Genomic DNA, 19355 nt, shown 5'->3' with positions numbered 1-19355 from the left:
CACACGAGTGACATCGGTAACAGTGAGGAGAGCCTGCCCCGATCCGGGGTAGTCGCCTCTCCGTCACCGGCCCGGCGGCGCATGCCGCCGGGCTCCGCTCGATGCAGGAGAACGCCGTCGCGGACGCGGGCGGGCGACGGTCCGGGAGGTTCCGGCCGTACGGCCGCTTCGGGCCTGCCGGTCGCGTGCGGTCGTACCACCGGGCCGTCCGGTCGGCGGCGGCATGTGGGAAAGGGAGTAGATGGACGTGCCGGAGCAGGCAGCGGCCGGGTCGGCGCCGCAGCGGGTGAGCGGCTTCTTCGAACGGCGCCGGGAGCAGATCGCCCAGCGATGGGCCGACGCCCCGTTGTTCCGCTCGGTCTTCACCGTCTCGCGCGACGAGGCGGTCGAGGCGTGCAAGGCCGTCGTGGACGCGCTGTCCGACGTCACGGCGACCGGCCGCATCGAGGACATCGGCGCTCCCGGTTTCGCCACGGTCCGCCGGCAGCTGGGCGGGATGGCCGCCACCCGGGCCCGTACGGGGTGCACCTCGGCCCAGATCGCCGACGAGGTCGCCGCCCTGCGCGGCCCGGCGGTGGAGCTGCTGCGCGAGGAGTTCCCCGACCCGTCCACCGCGGATGCCCACGAGAGCGTCCTCGCGCTGACCCTCGTCATGAGCACCCTGCGTCTGGTGGTGATGGAGACGGCGCTGACCGAGGGCGCGGACCTGATCGAGCGGCAGCGCCAGCAGCTGCTCGAAGTGGCCACGCCGGTCATAAAGTTGTGGGAGGGGACCGTCGCCGTCCCGCTGATCGGAACCCTGGACAGCGCGCGCAGCCAGGTGGTGATGGAGTCGCTGCTGGAGGCGATCGTCGACCAGCGGGCGCGTTACGCGATCCTGGACATCACCGGTGTGCCCACGGTCGACTCACTCGTCGCGCAGCACCTGATGAAGACGGTGGCCGCGGCGCGGCTGATGGGCGCCGAGTGCATCGTCTCCGGCATCCGGCCGGCCATCGCCCAGACGATCGTGCAGCTCGGCATCGACCTGGGCACGGTGGTCACCCGCGCCTCGCTGGCCGACGCGCTCGCCTACGCGCTCGGCCGGCAGGGCATCGAGGTCTCCCGCGCGGACGCCGGTGCGAGCGCCCGGTGAGCCAGCCCTTCCCCGCCTCTCCCCAGGTGCCGGTCCTGGCCCTGGGCGACATCCTGCTGGTCACGCTGCAGGGCGAGCTGCACGACGGCATGGCCGAGCAGCTCCAGCAGGACCTCACCCACCGCATCGCCGCCAGCTCGGTGACCGGCGTGGTGATCGACATCTCGGGTGTGGAGATCGTCGACTCCTTCCTCGGGCGGGTGCTCGCGGAGATCGCCTCGACGGCCGGGCTGCTGGCGGCCCGCACGGTGCTCGCCGGCATGCGCCCGGCCGTCGCGATCACGCTGGTCGAACTGGGGCTCACGCTCCCCGGCCTGGTCACCGCCCTGGACGTCGACCGCGCCATGGAACTGCTGTCACCGAGGGAGGCCTGATGCCCGCTTCCGGTCAGGCGTCCGCGACCAGCCTGCCCATCGGCTCGGACGCGGATCTGGCCTGGGTCCGGCAGCAGGTGCGGCAGTGCGCGGCGCAGCTCGGCTTCGGCCTGGTGCAGCAGACCAAGGTGGTCACCGCGGCCAGCGAGCTGGCCCGCAACACGCTGGTGCACGGCGGCGGCGGCCGGGTGGAGATCACCCCGCTGGACGACGGCCGCACCCGTGGCCTGCGCATGCGCTTCACCGACGAGGGACCCGGCATCCGGGACCTGGACCTGGCGATGACCGACGGCTGGACCAGCGGGGGTGGCCTCGGGCTGGGGCTCAGCGGCGCCAAGCGCCTGGTGCACGAGTTCGCCGTGGACACCGAACCCGGCCGGGGCACCACGGTCACGGCCGTGGCCTGGGTCACGCCGGTGCCCTCCTCCCGTACGGGGGTGGGATGAGCCGGGTCTGGGAGATCCCGGTGCACGACTCGACCCGGATCCGGGACGCGCGGGTCGCGGCCGGGGCGGCGGGCGCCCGGGCGGGGCTCGACCGGAACCGCACGGCGGCCGCCGAACTGGTCGCCACGGAACTGGCGACCAACCTGCTCAAGCACGCGGGCGGTGGCCTGATCGTGGTGAACCTGGTGGACGGCCCGGCCGGGACGGAGTCCGTGCAGCTGTGCTCCCTGGACCACGGGCCGGGCATCGCCGACGTGGACGCCGCGCTGCGCGACGGCTACAGCACCGCCGAGGCCTCCCTCGGCGCGGGGCTCGGCAGTTGCCGGCGGATAGCGAACGCCTTCCACCTGCACAGCGCCCCCGGCCGGGGGACGGTGGCCACGGCCCGGATCGACGGCGCACCGGCCGGGCGGGCGCAGCGCGGGCCGGAGGTGCCGGCGGGTGGGGTGACCGTGGCGCTCGGACGGGCCGAGGAGTCCGGGGACGCCTGGAGCTGGGTCCGCTCCGACGGTCTGCTGACGCTGCTGCTGGCCGACGGCCTCGGCCACGGTGCCAAGGCCGCCCAGGCCTCCGCCGCGGCGGTCCGGGAGCTGGGCCGCACCGCGCACCTGCCGCCGCTGGAGATCCTGCGCCGGCTGAACACGGCCCTGCGGCCCACGCGGGGCGCGGCCGCCTTCGTGGCCCAGGTGGACACCCACCGCCAGGAGCTCAGCTTCGCCGGGGTCGGCAACGTCGGCGCCCGGCTGCGCACCGCGGGCACCTGGTCGTCGCTGGTCTCCCATCCGGGCATCGTCGGGGCCTACTTCCCGGCGCGCGTGCCGCTGCGGCGGGTGCCGTGGCACGCGGACAGTCTTCTGGTGGTCCACAGCGACGGGCTGCCCAGCCGCTGGTCGCCGCCCGAGGACCAGCGGCTGCTCGGCCACGACCCGACGGTGGTGGCCGCGACGATCCTGCGTGACGCAGCCAGCCCCGCCCGCCCCGTACGTGACGACACCAGCGTGGCCGTACTCGGCCCCGACCGCCGGACCAGCACCCATGACAGCCGCCTCTGACACCTGGACCATCGCGTCGACCGCCGACGCGGCCCGCGCCCGCGCCCTGCTGGCGCGGCTGACGGCGGACGCCGGCGTGCCCGCGCGCGACCGGGCCCGCTTCCTGACCGCGTTCACCGCGCACCTGCGCCGCTGCACCGGGGAGGGCGGCGCGCGGGTCGACGTCCGCGCCGAGGCGGACCGTCTGCACGTCGCCGTACGGCCGGTGGGCCGGGCCGCGCACTGGGAGCGGTCGCTGGCCTGCCCCCGCCCGGTGCCGGTGCCCCTGCCCGGCTCCGCCGACCTGGCCGGCGCGCTGCTGGAGGCCGACGCGGACACGGCAGCCGTCCTGGAGAGCCTGGCCGAGGCGGAGGAACTGGTCGGCCTGCACCGGGAGGAGCTGCACCAGACCAACCAGGGCGTGCTGGCGCTGCACGCCGAACTGGAGGCGGCCGCGCTGGCCCAGCGCGAACTCCTCGACGCCGAGCGGGCCGCGCGCGCGGCCGCGGAGCGGGCCCGCCGGCTGCTGACCTTCCTGGCGAACGCCAGCGCCGCGCTGAACGCCTCGCTCGACCAGGACGACATCCTGCGCCGGCTGCCCGGCCTGCTCGTACCCGAGTACGCGCACCACGTCGACGTCTGGCTGCTCGACGACGAGCAGGCCCCGCCGGGCGGCCGCCCGGCGGCCGCGGTCACGGCCGCCCGCACCGGGCGCCCGCAGCACGCGGCCGGCCATCCGGGCGAGCTGCCCGGCGTCGACGACCTGCCGGCCTCCGCGCTCTCCCTGGACCGGCCGCTGCTGTGCCTGCCGCTCGGCGCGCGCACCGTGCAGGGCGTGCTGACGCTGGCCGCGCCCGGGGAGCGCTTCGACCAGGACACCACCGTCATGCTGCTCGAACTGGCGCGGCGGGCGGGGATCGCGCTGGACAACGCCCGCCAGTACGAGCAGCACCGGCACGTCGCCGAGGCGCTGCAGCGGGCCCAGCTGACCGAGCTGCCCAGCACGCCGGACCTGTCGCTGGCCGCGCGCTACGTGCCCGCCACGCACGGCCTGAACATCGGCGGTGACTGGTACGACGCCTTCCCGCAGCCGGACGGCAGTGTGCTCGCGGTGATAGGGGACGTCACGGGGCACGGGCTGCGGGCGGCGGTCATCATGGGCCAGTTGCGCACCGCGCTGCGGGCGTACGCCGTCGAGGGCAACGGGCCGGCCCGGATCCTCACCCTGCTGCACCGCATGCTGCGCCACCAGCAGCCGGAGCTGTACGCGACCTGTGCGATCGCCCGGTTCACCCCCGGTGATCCCACGGTGGTGTGGGCCGCGGCCGGGCATCCGCCGGCCATCGTGCGCGAACCCGGCGGCAGGGTGCGGGTGCTGCAGGCGAGACCGGGGATCATGCTGGGCGTTCCGCTCGCCCACGAGTACGAGGAGCACACCGCGCGGTTGCCGGCCGGGTCCACGCTGGCGCTGTACACCGACGGCCTGGTGGAGCGGCGGGCCGCCGGGATCGACGCGGGCATCGAAAGGCTGGCCCGGGCGCTGGGGGCGCTCGACACGGCGGAGCTGGAGGACCTGGACGCGGCGGCCGAGTCGCTGCTGAAGCCGATGCTGCACGACTCCGAACACGACGACGACGTCTGTCTGCTGCTGTGCCGCACCGGGCCGTCCTGAGCACGCGGCCGTCCTGAACGGCCCGGCGCCGGCCCCCTGGGGTGGGGGCCGGCGCCGGGTGGGGGCGGGTCAGGCGGCGGCGGGGAAACGCTCCCAGACCCGGTGGGTGCCGAGCAGCTGGGTGACCTGCTGGAGGGCGGTCGTCGCGCTGTCGCCGAGGACGATGCCGGGCGCGTCGGCCGGGATGCCGGCGGCCTCCAGGACCTGCTCGGCGGCCTTCGCGGCGCCGATGGCCTTGCCGTGCCGGAAGGCCTCGCCCAGCAGCAGTCCGACGCGCGGGTCGGCGGTCGCCTGCTGAGCGGTGGGCAGGCCCGCCTTGGCGTCGCGGGAGCCGTAGGCGTCGCTCCCCACCCCCGGCGTGCCGGCCAGCAGCAGGGCGTCGAACTCCACGGACCGGGCGGTGGCGTAGGTGCGCTGGACGGTCACGGCGTCCGGGCCGGAGCCGAGGGTGCCGCCGGCCGGAGCGACGATCAGCGGGACCATTTCCGCGTCCAGGACCGCCTGCCGTACGGCGCGTACGCCGTCCAGGTCGCCGTCGGGGCCGGTGATGATGCCGATGACGCGTCCCTCGGTGGGCCAGGTGTGGCCGAGCTGGGAGAGGGCGGGGCTGGGCGCGACGTCGGCGAGCGGGACGGTCGGTTCGGGGGCGGGCAGGCCGAGTCCGGCGGCCACGCCGGTGCACAGCTCCGCGTCGATGTTGGCGAGGACCTGCAGGGCCCGCTCGCGGATGGCCTGTTCGTAGCACTTGGCGAGTTCGAAGGTGTAGGCGCCGATGATGTGCTCGCGCTCCACCGGGCTCATGCTGAGCCAGAACCGGCGGGCCTGGCTGAAGTGGTCCTGGAACGTCTCGGGCGCCTCGCGGACCTTCGTCGCCTCCGGGACCCGGACCGGCGTCTCGACGTACGCGCCCATGTCCGCGCCGGCGGTGAACGGGCAGCCGCCGTCGAGGGAGTTGGGGCGGTAGGGGGCGACGCCCCGGTGCACGGCCGTCTGGTGCATGCCGTCGCGCAGCATGTCGTTGACGGGGGCGTGCGGGCGGTTGATCGGGATCTGCGCGAAGTTGGGGCCGCCCAGCCGGCTGATCTGGGTGTCGAGGTAGGAGAACAGGCGCCCGGAGAGCAGCGGGTCGTCGGTGATGTCGATGCCGGGGACGAGGTGGCCGGGGTGGAAGGCGACCTGCTCGACCTCGGCGAAGAAGTTGGAGGGGTTGCGGTCGAGGGTGAGTCGCCCGATGGGCTGCACGGGGGCGAGTTCCTCGGGGACGAGGTTCGTCGGGTCGAGCAGGTCGATGCCCTCGAACATCTGGTCGGGGGTGTCGGGGAAGGTCTGGATGCCCAGCTCCCACTCCGGGTAGGCCCCCGCCTCGATGGCGTCGTACAGGTCCCGGCGGTGGAAGTCCGGGTCGACGCCGTTGATGATCTGCGCCTCCTCCCACACCAGGGAGTGCACGCCCAGCTTCGGCTTCCAGTGGAACTTCACCAGCGTGGTGTTGCCCTCGGCGTCGACGAGGCGGAAGGTGTGGACGCCGAACCCCTCCATCGTGCGGTAGGAGCGCGGGATGCCCCGGTCGGACATGTTCCACAGGGTGTGGTGGGTGGCCTCGGTGTGCAGGGTGACGAAGTCCCAGAAGGTGTCGTGGGCGCTCTGCGCCTGCGGGATCTCCCGGTCCGGGTGCGGCTTGCCGGCGTGGATGACGTCGGGGAACTTGACGGCGTCCTGGATGAAGAAGACGGGCATGTTGTTCCCGACCAGGTCGAAGACGCCCTCACTGGTGTAGAACTTGGTCGCGAACCCCCGGGTGTCGCGCACGGTGTCGGCCGATCCGCGCGAGCCCAGCACCGTGGAGAAGCGGACGAAGACCGGGGTCTCGACGGCCTCGGCGAGGAAGGCGGCCTTGGTGACGGTGGCCGCCGTGCCGTAGCTCGTGAAGGTGCCGTGCGCCGCCGCGCCGCGGGCGTGGACCACGCGCTCGGGGATGCGCTCGTGGTCGAAGTGGGTGATCTTCTCCCGCAGGTGATGGTCCTGCAGGAGCACCGGGCCGCGGCGGCCTGCCTTGAGCGAGTGGTCGGTGTCGTACAGCCGCGCGCCCTGGGCGGTGGTGAGGTAGCTGCCGCTCTGGGCCATCCGGGCCTGGTCCGCGCCGGTGGGCTGCCCGGTCGGCGAGACGGTGTCCGGGCCGGTCTGCTCGGGCTTCGGGGGCAGCGGCTCACGGGGCTCGGTCGGTTCGGCGACGGGCGGCGACTCGGGGCCGGGCTTGCCGGGGATGCCGTCCTCCGGTCCCGTGCCGTCTCCCTGCATCGCCTGGGCGACCTTGTCCGCCGCACGCTTGAGGGGGTTGGTCTCGCTCATCACTACCATTCCTTCGCTGGTCACGGGGTGCTCGGACGGGCGGGGCGGGACGATGGGCACACGGCGGACCGGTGTACGCCCGAACGGGGGCGGCCGGACGGGGCAGCTGAGGGCCGGCGGGCCGGGCGTCCCACACCGAGGTCCCCGGGCCGGGGCGTCCGAAACAGGGGAACATCATGTGTTTCCCGTGGGGGTGAAGTCGGCCGGCCGTGCCGCCGAGGCGGCACGGCCGGCCTTTCGGACGTTCTCCTCGGCCCGGAGACCAGCGGGGTGGGGGTGGCAACGGCCCCCCTGCGCAGGGTCGTTCGCAGGAGGGCCGTTGCTCGACCCGGGGGCGGGCGGCCACCGGTCCGCCCGCATGCGAAACCCTAGGCGCCGCGCGAGCATCGCGCAGTTCGGACACCGCCGTTCGGGGGGGCGGCCAGGACCCGCAGGGTCCGCAGCGTGGGGTCGGCCGAGTCGGAGACCGGGAAGCCGTGCCCGATGCCGCTGCGCAGGCCGTTCAGGACCTCCGCCGTGATCACCTCGCCGGGTGCCAAGACGGCCAGCGGCGCGGCTGCACACGGCGGCCGAGGGCGTCGCCCGGGCGACCGGCACGTCGTACGAGGTGGAGCGGGCGAGTGTGCGCCACGAGCACTTCCGCGACAGCGAGGTGCTGTCCGAGCGGTTCGCCGCCCATCTGGCCCGCGCCGGCACCCCGCTGACCCCGCCCGCCCCCGGCGTCTACCCGGGCTCCTCCGACATCGGCAACGTCAGCTCCCGGGTGCCCGCCATCCATCCGTTCGTGGCGGTCATGGACGCCGACGGGTCCGACCGCACCCCGGAGTTCACCGAGGCCGCCGCCTCCCCCCGCGCTCGCCGGGTCCTGCTGTCCGTGGTGGAGGCCCTGGCCGCCACGACCCTGGACGTGCTGGACGACAAAGACCTGCGCACGCGTGCCTGGGCGGGGCACGCCACCGGGCCCTGAGACGCACGGCCCCGTTTCGCGTCAGACACCCGGTGTGCCCGGCGCGCTCCGACGTCCGGCCATCTCCAGCAGCGCCGCGTGCGTACCGGCGTCGGCGGCCGCGATCAGCCCGCCGTCGCCGCTGTGCGGAGGCCGGCCGCGGAGGTCGGTCACCGTGCAGCCGGCGGCCCGGCACAGGGCGATGCCGGCGGAGAAGTGGACGCTGTCGCGCAGGTCGCCGTCGGTGACGTAGGCGGCCCGGCGGCCCGCGGCGACCCAGGCCACCGCGAGCGTCGTGGAGACGACCCGGGGCCGGAACAGCCGCTCGAAGTCCGGGTCGGCCAGGAGCCGTACCGCCCGGAAGCCGGGGGCGTTGGGGAACGGCGGGTCGAGGTTGACGTCCACCAGCCGCGAGTACGCGGAGGGCGCAGGCTCCTCGTCCCGGCCCTCGCGGCGGATCAGGGTGCGGTGCCCGTCGGTCCAGAACACCTCGCCGCTGAACGGGTCGGCGGTCGCGGCCGCCGTGATCTCCCCGTCCACGCGCAGCGCCACGTTCACCGCCACGAGCAGGGAGCGGGTGGCGTAGTTGAGGGTGCCGCACAGCGGATCGACCAGCCACCGGCGCGGCGCCGCCGTCGCGCCGGTGCTGCCGCTCTCCTCCCCCGTCACGGCGTCGCCGGGCCGGGCGCCGCGCAGCACAGCGAGGATCGTCTTCTCGGCCTCGATGTCGGCGGCGGTCGCGAAGTCACCGGCGGACTTCTCGAAGCGGGCCAGCGGCCCGCCGTACATCGCGCGCACCACGTCGGCGCCCGACTGCGCGGCTCTCAGCGCCAGTTGGGCATCGGTTTCCCCGTTGTCGATCGGCATGCGGGCAGGGTAACCGGTGGCCCCGGAGCGGGGAGTCCGGCTCAGGCGTGCTCGCCGGGAGCGGCGGGCAGCGGTGTGTCCCAGGCGAGTTGAGCGGTGAGCGTGTCGTCGTCGCCGCGGTCGGCAGGGGTGGTGCGGGTGCCGCGGGAGAGGGCGCCGCTGACGGTGATGTTGTGCTCCACGCGCGGTCGGCGGTGGTGCTCGTAGCGGGCGAACGCGGTGTGCGGGTCGGGGCTGTCCCTGAGTGCCTTGGCGAGCACGACGGCGTCCTCCAGCGCCATCGAGGCTCCCTGGCCGGTGGCCGGGGAGGCCGCGTGGGCCGCGTCGCCGATCAGGAGGACGCGGCCGGTGTGCCAGGGCGTGCCGAGCGGCATCTCGGTGGCGTTGGTGACCATGACCGGGCCGGCACAGGCCTCGACGATGCCCGCGGCCGGGGTGGGGTCCTTGCGCAGCAGCGGGAGCAGTGCGCGGGCGGTGCGGTGCCCGGGCCCGCCGACGGGCAGCGGGTCCCCCGCGACGCGGGCGAACCAGTACGTCCGGCCCGCGGGCGACACCGCGTACCCGAAGGCTGCGCCGCTGCCGCGCACCATGGTGATGGCGCGGGTGTCCGGGGGCGTGGGAGGGCCGTCCGTGGCTGCGTGCGTATGGCCGTCCGTGTAGCCGTAGTAGACGTGCTGTCCCGCGTAGCGGGGTTGCGTCCGCGGGGCCACGGCGGTCCGGCGCACGGTGGAGTTCAGGCCGTCCGCGCCGACGAGCAGGGCCGCGGTGAGGGTCGTGCCGTCGGCGAAGTGCGCGGTGACGCCGTCGGGAGCGTCCGTCACCGAGGTCAGGCGGGCGCCGTGGCGCAGGAGGATGCCGCGGCGGACCGCCTCGGCCTGCAGGGCGGCGTTCAGCTCGCCGCGCAGCAGGCAGCGGTAGCGCAGCGCCGGGTCGTCCGCCGCGCCGAGCGGGCCGTGCGCCATCTCGGTCCCCCGGTCGTCCAGCAGGCGCAGCACCGTCAGCGGGAACCCGACGGCGGTGACGGCGTCCGTGGCGTCCAGCTCGGCCAGGGCGCGCATGCCGTTGCTCGCCAGGGTCAGGAAGGCGCCGATGTCCTCGGCGGTGTCGGGGTGCGCCTCGACGACGGTCACGTCGTACCCCGCCTTGTGCAGGCCCAGGGCGGCGGCCGTGCCCGCGATGCCGCCGCCGGCCACCAGTACGCTCCGCGCCGCCATCCCGGTCCCCCGTCCGCTCCGCCGTCGCCGGTGACCCTACAAGGGAGGCGGCGGTCCGAGGGGGAAGCGGTACGCCTGGATTCGGACATCCTCAGGGCGGCGGGGTGCGGGGTGGAGTCGTCGGCCGCGAAGTGGGTACGTCGGGCCCATGCGGGTGAGCGTGGTGGATGCGGGGTCGAACACGGTCCGACTGGTGATCGCGGATGTGGAGGGCGGAGTTCCGCTGCCCGTGCACACGGTGAAGTGGAAACTGCGCCTGTCCGAACAGGTGGGGGCCGACGGCTCCCTCGGCGCGGACGCGGTGGAGCAGCTCGTCGAGGCGGTGGCCGCGGCGGGCAGTACGGCCCAGCGGTGGAGCGCCTCCGGGCCCCTGGCGTTCGCGACCGCGGTGGTGCGCAACGCGCCCAACCGGCAGGAGGTCCTGCGCCGGGTGTGGACGGGGACCGGTATCCGGATGTGCACCCTGCCCGGTGAGACCGAGGCCGAGCTGACCTTCCTCGCGGCCCGCCGCTGGCTCGGCTGGAACGCGGGCCCCCTCGCCCTGCTCGACATCGGCGGCGGCTCCCTGGAGGTCGCCTTCGGGCGCGGGCGGCTGCCCGACTTCGCCGCCTCGCTGCCGCTGGGCGCGAACCGGCTGACGCAGGAGATGCTCGCCACGGACCCGCCGACCGCGGCGGAGCTGAAGGCGCTGCGCCGCAGGGTCCGGCACGAACTGCGGGACGTCGCCTCCCGGATCCGCTGGGAGAGCCCGCGCACCACGGCCGTCAGTTCGCGCACGTTCCAGCAGCTGGCCCGGCTGTGCGGGGTGCCACCCGGGCGCCACGGGCCGTTCGTGCGGCGGGAGATGCTGCGCCAGGACCTGCTGGGGGCGATCGACGCCCTCGCCGCGCTGCCCGCGGCCGAGCGCGCGCAGCTGCCCGGCATCTCCGCGCCGCGCGCGGCGCAGAGCCTGGCCGGGGCCGTCGTCGGCCACACCGCGCTGAAGCTCATGGGCGTACGGCGGGTCGTCGTCTGCCCGTGGGCGATCCGCGAGGGGGTCCTCCTGCGCTACATCGAGGAGGGCGCCGACTGGTGGGCGGACACCTCCGTGGACCCCGAGACGGCGGCACCGCCCCGGGCCGCGGCCCTGCGCATCGCCACGCGGCCCGGCTGAGCGGGCGGCACCGCGGCTCGCGCCGGGGCATGCTGGGAGGCGTACCGGAGAGGCGGGGAGGTGCGGGCATGCGGTGGTGGGCCGGTGGATGCGTGGTGGCCGCGGTCGTGGTGCTGGCGGGATGCGGGACGTCCGGCGGCTCGGGCGCGGGGACGGGCGCGAGTGCGGGCGGGACACCGTCCGGGGGCCGCTCGCCGAGGCCGTCGTCCCCGGCCCCGGCGTCAGGGACCCCGGCGTCTCCCGTTGGGTCCCCGTCCGCCGGCGTCTCGGCGTCCGCGGACGGGGCGCCCTCGCCGGACCGGGGCTGTGCCGCAGGGCACGTGGACGTCACCGTCTCCCCCGGCGATCCGGTCCGGCGGCGGCTGTGTGTGCGGCCCGGGACCGTGGTGACCCTGGTGCTGCGCACCCGTGCGGACGACAAGCGGTGGACCGGGGTGCTCAGTTCGGCCCCCGCCCTGGTCATGGTGTCCGGCTGGCACCCGGCCGCCGACGGCGGCGCGCGCGCCGGCCTGCGCTGCGCGGGCACCCGGGGCGGTCGCGCCGTGGTCACCGCCTCCGCGAAGGCACCGGACGTGGCGGGGGCGCCGCGCGTCGCGTTCACACTCGACGTGGACGTGGTGCCGTACCCGCGGGAGGGGTGACCCGGAGGCCACCTCTCGTCGCGGGCGGGAGCGCTCAGTCGAGGTCGCGCATCCGGATGGTGCGCAGGCCGCGGCCGTGGGTGGCCGCGTACAGGGTGCGGCCGTCGGGGCTGGTCTTCAGCTGCAGGACGGCGACGGCCGGCAGCTGTCCGACGCGCTGCCAGGCCGTGCTGCCCGGCGCCCGGTAGACCACGCCGAGGTCGGTGGCGACGACGAGGCCGCCCTTCGCGGTCACCAGCGCGGCGTCGGTGGGCACGTCGGGCAGGTTGGCCGAGATGTCCTTCCAGGTGGTGCCGCCGTCCGTGGACTCGAAGACGTGGCCGATCCCCGCGCCCGGGCCCTCGGTCCAGTGCCGGGAGAAGCCGTTGACCGCGAGGAAGACGTGGTCGGCGTTCTTCGGGTCGACGGCGAAGCCGCTGAGGTAGCGGTTGGGTACGGTGCCGTCCACCGGCAGCGCGATGTCGTGCCAGCCGGTGCCGTCGGCGTTGCCGACCGCGATGCCCCGGGCGAAGCCCTGGTTGTTGCAGGGGCCGCACCAGGCGGCGTAGATCCTGCCGCCCGAGGCGGCGACGGCGGTCGCGGCCCGGCCCTTGCCGAGGTCGTGCACGCTGGTCCACTCCGAGCCGCTGCGGATGGCGTAGCCATGGGTCTGCACCCAGATGTGGCGGCCGCCGGCGATCCAGGTGGAGCCGTTCTTCTGGTCGGTGGTGAGCGGGGCGATGAAGCGGGCCTCGCTGGTGGCGTTGTCGGGCGGGGCGACGCCGTAGGAGGTGGCCTTGCTCGGGTCGGTGGTCCAGCCGCCGTCGTTGACCGCGCAGTTCTGGGTGACCTGGACGGCGAGGTAGACGTACTCCTGCGCGATGTTGCAGCCGTTGGCCGGGTCGGTGAGGGTGTCGCCGCCGTCGCCGCCGAAGTTGGAGCCCATCACCTTGTCGTCGCTGCGCAGGATCGACTGGCCGTTGTCCTGGAGGCCGCCGGTGACGGCGACACCCCGGTGGCCGGGGTCGTTGCCGACGCCCACCGAGTAGTACTGCAGGGCGTCGATGGTGCCGTCGTTGAGGGACGACCAGTCGGTGGCGTGGCCGTCGCTGTCCTGGGCGCCGCGCACCGGGCGCTTGTAGACACCGCCGTCGTTGCCGACGTAGACGTACGGCTTGCCGTGGTAGCGGCCGATCGCCACGCCGTGCTGGTCGGAGTGGGTGGTCTGGTGGCAGTCGCCGGTCTGCTTGGCCGGGTCGATGCTCCAGCAGGAGAAGCCGAAGTTCCAGTACGGGCCGACCGTGGACCAGGTGGTGCCGCCGTCCTGGGTCTCGTAGACCTCCTCCAGGCCCGCGTACACGTGCTGCGGGTCGGCGGGGTCGACGGCGAGGAACTGGTTGTACCAGGCCTGCACGCCGGGCATGTAGCCGGGCGAGGTCAGCGCCGAGTTGTCGGCGGCCAGGCCCTTGTAGTCGGCGATCTTCGTCCAGGGGCCGGCCGGGGAGCCGGACCTGGAGACGTAGATGCCCTCCAGGCCGCTGTCCGGGTTGGTGTTGAGCTGCTCCGGCGACTGGTCGATGGCGTAGTAGCGGGAGCCGTCGGCGGAGCGGGCGAAGGTGACGTTGCCGACGTTGTCGGCGTCGGCCGGGAGGTCACCGAGGCCGCTGGTGATCCGGGTCCAGGTGCCGCCGGTCCTGGTGTAGAAGCCGTTGTAGTCGTCGCCGCTGCGCCAGCCGACGGCCAGGACCACCTTGGAGGGGTCCTTGGGGTCGATCGCGATGTCGTTGGCGATGTTCTTGTACGGGGCGTTCGGGTCGTCTGCCTTCGAACCACCCGGCAGGTAGTCCGGGTTGGGTGCGAACTCCTGCTTCCAGGGGCCGCTCAGCTTCTTCGTGGAGTGGCTCCACACGCCCTCGCTGGTGGCCGCCCACACCGTGCCGCCGCCGAAGCGCAGTTCGTGGATGGTGGTGCTGTCCAGCTCGTCGCCGCCGACCCGTCGCCGCGCCGAGAAGGTGCCGTGGTGCGGGTGGGCGAGGACGTAGACGCCGCTGCCGAGGTAGGCGTCCGCGTTGGTCGTGGCCTCGCCGGTGCCGAGCCACAGCCGGCCCGCGCCGTCGAGGGCGAGGGCGCCGGTGGACTGGGCGGGCAGCCGGTCGCTGATGGGCTGCCAGTGGCCGCCGCCGCTGTGCGAGCGCCACACGCCGCCGCCGGCGCTGCCCGCGTAGACGTAGCCGTCGTCGTCGGCCGCGAGGGCGGCCATGCGGCCGGTGACGTTGCCGGACCCGCCGCCGGAGTTGGAGTCGATGTCGCGGTAGCGCGCGTCGTCGGAGTTGTAGGGCAGCCGGGTGATGTCCCGCCAGCTGCCGCCGGTGCCGTGCAGTTTCTGCAGGCTGCGCCAGGCCGCGCCGTAGGCGCCGGGGGCGATGACACCGGGTGAGGTGCGGGCCTCGGCGTACTGGTCGGCGCCCTCGGCGATCTCGTCCGCCTCGTTGCCGCCGTCGTCGTCGGCCTGCAGGTGCGGGGACATGGCCCCCACCGACTGCTGTCGTTCCTTGGCGAGTTGGGCCAGGGTCCGGACGCCGAAGGGGCTGGTGCCCCCGCGTCCGGAGGCTGATGACGGGGGTATCGCGACGAGCGCGGCGGACGCGGTGAGCGCGCAGACGGTGAGCCACCGTCTGCTGCGGTTGGGTACGGACACCTGGGGACCTCCCGGAACGGGCATCGACACGGCCGACGCAGGAGACCCGATCATGTGTGCGGGTGAATGTCCGCTGCTTGGCCAAACTTTGACGAGAACCTGCCACCAACGGCGGCTCCGGCGGCGGTTTTTACGGGCGGGGGCGCTCAGGCCCCCGGTGCGGAGGCCGCCGCGGGCCCGCCCCGGGTGCGCAGCCGGCCCGCCGTCCTCAGCAGCCGGTCGGCGGGCTCGCGCAGCCGGGGGTGGGCCAGGACCGTGTTCCGCAGGCCGCGCACCGGCCTGCGCCACATGCGCTGGGCCACGGCCACCGGGTGGGGGCGGGCGGCGAAGCCCTCGCCGACCCGGAGCTCCCGGGTCTTCAGCCAGTCCTTGTACTCCTTGTCGCCCCGCCCGAGGTCGACCAGCGTCACGCCGTGCCGGGCGGCGGCCTCGGCGGTCCGCAGGTGCATCATCAACCCGGGCGAGTAGGAGGGCAGTTCGGGGTCGTAGGCGGTGAACCATGCGGCCAGCACCGTGCTGGAGCGGGGGCCGAAGTGGGCGGCGACCGGGCGGTCCCCGGCGTACAGCACGGACAGCACTCCGGTGAAGTGCTCCTCGCGGACGTGGAAGAGGTGGTCCACCAGGTCCACGATCCAGGGCCGGGCGAACCGGTCCATGCGGCCGGTGCGCCGGTACTGGGCGGACTTCCACCGCATGAGCGTGCGCAGCAGCCCCGGATCGCGTTCGTCGAACGCGAAGCGCACCTCCCCGACATCCCGCCCGAGCCGGCGTTCCTTCTTCAGCGTCGTCTTGGCCAGCCCCGGGTAGGCCGCGCGCAGCCACTGCGGGTATCCGCCGTCGCCGGGCTTGACGTCGATCACCGGTGAGGCGAAGGTGCCGGTGACGTGCGGGGCGAACGGCCGCTGCTCCTGGACGAGATGGTCGAACTCGAAGACACTGAGCCCGCAGGCGCGCAGCAGTTCGCCGGTGTCCCAGGTGACTCCGGGCCGGTGCACGAGGGCCTGGCAGTCGGACAGTCCGAGCCCGACGGCCCGGCCGGTGCCGAGGGGGCCGCGCTCGTACGGGAGGAAGCCGACCGGTTCCCCGCCCTCCCGCAGGACCGCCACCCGCACGCCGCCGCGCCGGCGGCCGACCCCGAGGGCGAACTCGGGTGCGAGGAACGGGTTGGCGTACTCGGGCGACTCGTCCATCGCCCGGTGCCAGGCTCCGCGCAGTGCGGAGGTCAGCTCACCGGGTCTGTGGATGGTGATCTCCACCTCAGCTCGACCGTCCTTCCGGCCGCGCCGCCGGCGGTCTGTCGTCCGCGGCACGGGAACGGGCCGGTGAGGTGTGTGGATGACGGCTTCTGGATCGCATGGGCGACCGCTCCCCCCATGACGCGCCGGGCGCGCCCTGCCGTTGCTTGTGCTGTCCGCGGATCCCCCCGTGGATCCCCGCCGTGCGTCGGCGCTCGGCCGATGCTCAAACGTGGCGAAACAGTACGCACCCTGTCAAGGGGGCATCGGTGGGCGCAGGCTGGCGCGTTCGCGCCGGTCGGTCCGAAGGTGCTGCGACACTGCCTGATCAACGTCCGGAGCACCGCGGTATCCAGGAAAGGCGGTACGCCATGTCGTCCCTCCCGAACCCCGCACAACTGCTGGCCGCGATGCCCTTCGCGGCCCGGCTGGGCATCGAGTTGCACGAGGCCGCGGCCGAGCGCACCGAGGGGAGTCTGGAGTGGTCGCCGGACGCCTGCACGGTGGGCGGGGCGCTGCACGGCGGGGCGCTGATGGCGCTCGCGGACAGCGTCGGAGCCGTGTGCGCGTACCTGAACCTGCCCGAGGGCGCCTCGGGCACCTCGACGGTGGAGTCGAAGACGAACTTCCTGCGGGCGGTCACCGCCGGGCGCGTGCGCGCCACGGCCCGCCCGCTGCACCTCGGCGGAACCCTCGTCGTGGTGCAGACCGACCTGCGCGACGACCGGGACCGGCTGGTCGGGCAGACCACGCAGACCCAGATCGTGCTGCGGAAGCACGATCGGTAAAGAATTCGTATGGTCTAGTCCAAAGAGCAAGTTGGACTAGACCAACCTATTGACGTGCCCTCAACAGCTCCCCGAGGCTGGGGCCCTCCCCCACCCCACACCTCTGGAGGCACGCAGTGAGACGTCTTCACGCATGTCTGGGCGCGGCGGCCGCCGTCGCGCTGGCCGCCGCGGGCACGACCGCGTTCGTCGCGGGCTCCGCCTCGGGCGCGACCGGCGCGCTCGGCAACCGCTGGTACGCGGCCGCCCCGTACCTGATGCCGCTGGACAACGACCCGCCGGACGCGTCCGCCCTCATGGACGCCACCGGTCTCAAGGCCTTCCAGCTGGCCTTCGTCCTGGCGCCGAACGGTGGCGGCTGCACCCCGACCTGGGGCGGCACCGCCGCGGTCTCCTCCGACACGGCCGTCCGGGCGGTCATCGACGCCATCCGCGCCAAGGGCGGTGACGTCTCCGTGTCCGCCGGCGGCTACGGCGGCACCAAGCTCGGGCAGACCTGCTCCGACGCGGCCGCCACGGCGGCGGCGTACCAGCAGGTCATCACCAAGTACGGCCTGCACGCCATCGACTTCGACCTCGAGGAGCCGGAGTACGAGAACACCGCCGCCATCCGGAACGAGATCGGCGCCGCGAAGATCCTGCAGCAGAACAACCCGGGCCTGTACGTCTCGGTGACCACCGCCGGCACGGCGGACGGCACCGGCTGGTTCGGCAAGCAGATGCTGCTGGAGGCCAGGTCGCAGGGGTTCACCCCGAACAACTTCTCCATCATGCCGTTCGACGGCGGCTTCAACGGGGCGGCGAGCCAGACGAGCGCGCTCACCAAGTTCAACGGGATCCTGCAGTCCACCTTCGGCTGGGACGAGGCGACCGCCTACGCCCACGAGGGCTTCTCCGGCATGAACGGCCGCAGCGACACCGGCGAGTACTTCACGCAGGACGACTTCCAGACCGTGCTGGACTACGCCACCGGCCACCACATGGACCGGTTCACGTTCTGGTCGCTGAACCGCGACCGCCAGTGCTCTCCGCCCGACAACGGCGGCCGCACGTCCGGCACGTGCTCCAGCGTGCCGCAGAACTCCTGGGACTTCGCGAAGTACTCGGTGAAGTTCGCGGGAGCGACCCCGCCCACCACTCCCCCGACGTCGACACCTACGCCGAGCCCGACCCCGCCGGGCAACTCCTGCAAGGCCGCCTGGAGTTCGTCCGCGGTCTACACGGGCGGCGACGAGGTCTCGTACGGCAGGCACAACTGGAAGGCCAAGTGGTGGACGCAGAACGAGGTCCCCGGCGCCCCGCAGTGGGGGCCCTGGGAGGACGAGGGCACCTGCTGACCTCCGGCTGCCGCACCTCTTGACGCGCCTGGTTCAGACCTTTAGCTTCTCGGGTCACCGGCGACCAAGGATGCGTTCGGTGTTCACGTAGCTGAACGCATCCTGGTCCGACGAAGGGACCCCCCACATGACCCGTTACCGGCTCCTCGCGGCGGCCACCGCCGCGGGCCTCGCCCTCACCCTCGGCGCCCTCACCGGCGGCAGCGCCGCCGCGGCCGATCCGCACGTCGCGCCCGGCGGCAACTTCGACCTGTCCGTCTGGCAGCTCCAGGAGCCCGTCGGCTCACCCGGCAGGCCCACCACCATCCCCTCCTCCCGCCTCCAGGGCGCCAACGGCTACCAGGACGCGTACTTCTACACCGACACCCGCGACGGCGCGATGAGCTTCTGGGCGCCCGAGAAGGGCGTGACCACCCCGAACTCCCACTACGCCCGCTCGGAGCTGCGGGAGACGAACCGCGACGGCAGCGCCGCCGACTGGGCGCTGGCGGGTACGCACCGGATGAGCGCGACCCTGCGGGTGGTCTCGGTGACCGAGAACGTGTGCGTGGGCCAGATCCACCTCGGCTCCGGCGGCTCCTCCACCAAGCCGCTGCTGGAGCTGTACTACCACGCGGGCGGCGACATCGTGCTCGGCACCGAGGACTCGCCCTCCGGCGGGCAGACCCCGCACGCCGTGGGCCACGTGCCGGTCGGAAAGACCTGGAGCTACACCATCGCCGTCTCCGGCGGGAACACGATCGAGCTGACCGTCAACGGCACCACCACCCGCTACGCGATCCCGTCGTCCTTCCAGCGGTACAGGCAGTACTTCAAGGCCGGCTCCTACAACCAGTCCTCCTCGGACAGCACCAGCGCGGGAGCCAGGGTCGCCTTCTACGGGTTGACCGTCGCCCACCGCTGACAGGACCGGACACACCCTGCGACCTGCGCGATTGGTGCATCCGGGCGGACGGTCGTAGCGTCGATGTGCGGTACGACACAGTACGACGGGCGGGAGCGGCCATGCGACGATCAGTGATGGGAACAGCGGTCACCCTCGCTGCGGGAGCCATGCTCACGGCGGCCATGACGACGGCCTCGGCCAGTCCGCCCCAGGCCCCGGCAGCGCAGGTCCAGCCGCCGCGGACCGTGCTGGTCGACTGCCTGTGGCACCGCACCGTGCGCCCGGCCGACTTCATCCTGGCCTGCGGCGACGGCAACAGCCGCCTGACCGGGCTGACCTGGAAGCACTGGGGACGGAACGCGGCGGTCGCCGAGGGCCTGAACGCCGTCAACGACTGCCAGCCGTACTGCGCGGCGGGCCGCTTCCACTCCTACCGGGTGACCGTGCGGCTGGACCACCCGGCGCCGTGGAAGAAGAACCCGGACGTCCAGCACTTCACCCGGCTGAGCCTGACCTACCCCGGTGCCCGGCCGGAGGGCTTCCAGCCGGTCATGAACGTCCCGCTCTGGGACTGACGGCTCCGCCGCGACCGGTCCCCCCGGCC

General features: G+C 74.0%; 17 protein-coding genes and 1 pseudogene. 12 read left to right on the top strand and 6 right to left on the bottom strand.

The annotated features are described in order from the left end of the window. The first annotated feature begins 241 nt into the window (after nt 1–241). Genes AQJ66_RS28915 through AQJ66_RS28895 form a run of 5 tightly spaced genes read left to right on the top strand, consistent with a single transcriptional unit; the run spans nt 242 to nt 4658 of the window. The gene (locus tag AQJ66_RS28915) at nt 242–1135 is read left to right on the top strand and encodes an STAS domain-containing protein (protein WP_061927961.1); all 894 of its coding nucleotides are present in this window, start codon (nt 242–244) and stop codon (nt 1133–1135) included. Next, entirely contained in the window at nt 1132–1509 is a 378-nt protein-coding gene (locus AQJ66_RS28910) for an STAS domain-containing protein (protein WP_061927959.1), read from the top strand. Before AQJ66_RS28915 ends, AQJ66_RS28910 begins: the two co-directional genes overlap by 4 nt. After that, nucleotides 1509–1955 carry an anti-sigma regulatory factor gene (locus AQJ66_RS28905; RefSeq protein WP_061927957.1) on the top strand — a complete coding sequence of 149 codons (447 nt, stop codon included), beginning with the start codon at nt 1509–1511 and terminating at the stop codon, nt 1953–1955. The genes AQJ66_RS28910 and AQJ66_RS28905 overlap by 1 nt, the downstream gene beginning before the upstream one ends. Next, nucleotides 1952–3007 (top strand): ATP-binding SpoIIE family protein phosphatase, encoded by a 1056-nt coding sequence (locus AQJ66_RS28900; protein ID WP_061927955.1) that lies wholly within the window; start codon nt 1952–1954, stop codon nt 3005–3007. Before AQJ66_RS28905 ends, AQJ66_RS28900 begins: the two co-directional genes overlap by 4 nt. Then, a complete protein-coding gene (locus tag AQJ66_RS28895) occupies nt 2991–4658 on the top strand; it encodes a PP2C family protein-serine/threonine phosphatase (protein WP_061927953.1) in 1668 nt (555 codons plus the stop codon). Before AQJ66_RS28900 ends, AQJ66_RS28895 begins: the two co-directional genes overlap by 17 nt. Before the next feature lie 69 nt (nt 4659–4727). On the opposite strand, the gene AQJ66_RS28890 is transcribed toward AQJ66_RS28895, so the two are convergent. Both AQJ66_RS28890 and AQJ66_RS39075 read right to left on the bottom strand, forming a co-directional pair. Next, complete coding sequence (locus tag AQJ66_RS28890) at nt 4728–7007, bottom strand: catalase (RefSeq protein ID WP_061927951.1); 2280 nt, start codon at nt 7005–7007, stop codon at nt 4728–4730. A gap of 368 nt (nt 7008–7375) precedes the next feature. After that, on the bottom strand, nt 7376–7546 hold the full coding sequence (locus tag AQJ66_RS39075) for a hypothetical protein (RefSeq protein WP_159052659.1): 171 nt from the start codon (nt 7544–7546) through the stop codon (nt 7376–7378). Between the two features lie 14 nt (nt 7547–7560). On the opposite strand from AQJ66_RS39075, the pseudogene AQJ66_RS28885 reads away from it, so the two are divergent. Then, nucleotides 7561–7974, top strand: a pseudogene (locus AQJ66_RS28885) (amidohydrolase); the annotation flags it as partial. Between the two features lie 21 nt (nt 7975–7995). Here the strand turns inward: AQJ66_RS28885 and AQJ66_RS28880 are convergent. Continuing rightward, nucleotides 7996–8820, bottom strand: a complete 825-nt coding sequence (locus AQJ66_RS28880) for an inositol monophosphatase family protein (protein WP_061927947.1) — start codon at nt 8818–8820, stop codon at nt 7996–7998. 41 nt (nt 8821–8861) lie between these two features. Next, nucleotides 8862–10034, bottom strand: a complete 1173-nt coding sequence (locus AQJ66_RS28875) for an FAD-dependent oxidoreductase (protein WP_061927945.1) — start codon at nt 10032–10034, stop codon at nt 8862–8864. Nucleotides 10035–10182: 148 nt separating this feature from the next. Here AQJ66_RS28875 and AQJ66_RS28870 point away from each other — a divergent pair, with 148 nt between their 5' ends. Beyond that, a complete protein-coding gene (locus AQJ66_RS28870; RefSeq protein ID WP_061927943.1) occupies nt 10183–11187 on the top strand; it encodes a Ppx/GppA family phosphatase in 1005 nt (334 codons plus the stop codon). Between the two features lie 320 nt (nt 11188–11507). Continuing rightward, a complete protein-coding gene (locus AQJ66_RS28865; RefSeq protein WP_061927941.1) occupies nt 11508–11828 on the top strand; it encodes a hypothetical protein in 321 nt (106 codons plus the stop codon). Nucleotides 11829–11862: 34 nt separating this feature from the next. Here AQJ66_RS28865 and AQJ66_RS28860 read toward each other — a convergent pair whose 3' ends face one another. Both AQJ66_RS28860 and AQJ66_RS28855 read right to left on the bottom strand, forming a co-directional pair. Next, nucleotides 11863–14505 carry a beta propeller repeat protein gene (locus AQJ66_RS28860; protein ID WP_061927939.1) on the bottom strand — a complete coding sequence of 881 codons (2643 nt, stop codon included), beginning with the start codon at nt 14503–14505 and terminating at the stop codon, nt 11863–11865. 146 nt (nt 14506–14651) lie between these two features. Continuing rightward, nucleotides 14652–15761 (bottom strand): GNAT family N-acetyltransferase, encoded by a 1110-nt coding sequence (locus tag AQJ66_RS28855; protein ID WP_061927937.1) that lies wholly within the window; start codon nt 15759–15761, stop codon nt 14652–14654. 350 nt (nt 15762–16111) lie between these two features. On the opposite strand from AQJ66_RS28855, the gene AQJ66_RS28850 reads away from it, so the two are divergent. The 4 genes from AQJ66_RS28850 (at nt 16112) to AQJ66_RS28835 (ending at nt 19326) form a co-directional block, all read left to right on the top strand. Beyond that, complete coding sequence (locus AQJ66_RS28850; RefSeq protein WP_061927935.1) at nt 16112–16528, top strand: PaaI family thioesterase; 417 nt, start codon at nt 16112–16114, stop codon at nt 16526–16528. A 116-nt stretch (nt 16529–16644) separates the two neighbouring features. Then, the gene (locus tag AQJ66_RS28845) at nt 16645–17865 is read left to right on the top strand and encodes a carbohydrate-binding protein (protein WP_061927933.1); all 1221 of its coding nucleotides are present in this window, start codon (nt 16645–16647) and stop codon (nt 17863–17865) included. A 127-nt stretch (nt 17866–17992) separates the two neighbouring features. Next, a complete protein-coding gene (locus AQJ66_RS28840; protein ID WP_061927931.1) occupies nt 17993–18769 on the top strand; it encodes a polysaccharide lyase family 7 protein in 777 nt (258 codons plus the stop codon). A 101-nt stretch (nt 18770–18870) separates the two neighbouring features. Beyond that, the gene (locus AQJ66_RS28835; RefSeq protein ID WP_061927929.1) at nt 18871–19326 is read left to right on the top strand and encodes a hypothetical protein; all 456 of its coding nucleotides are present in this window, start codon (nt 18871–18873) and stop codon (nt 19324–19326) included. Nucleotides 19327–19355 lie beyond the last annotated feature (29 nt).

It is taken from the genome of Streptomyces bungoensis, from assembly GCF_001514215.1.
Taxonomy (GTDB): Bacteria; Actinomycetota; Actinomycetes; order Streptomycetales; family Streptomycetaceae; genus Streptomyces; species Streptomyces bungoensis.
The sequence above is the reverse complement of the archived record's forward strand: the minus strand, read 5'-3'. Positions and strand labels throughout refer to the sequence as shown.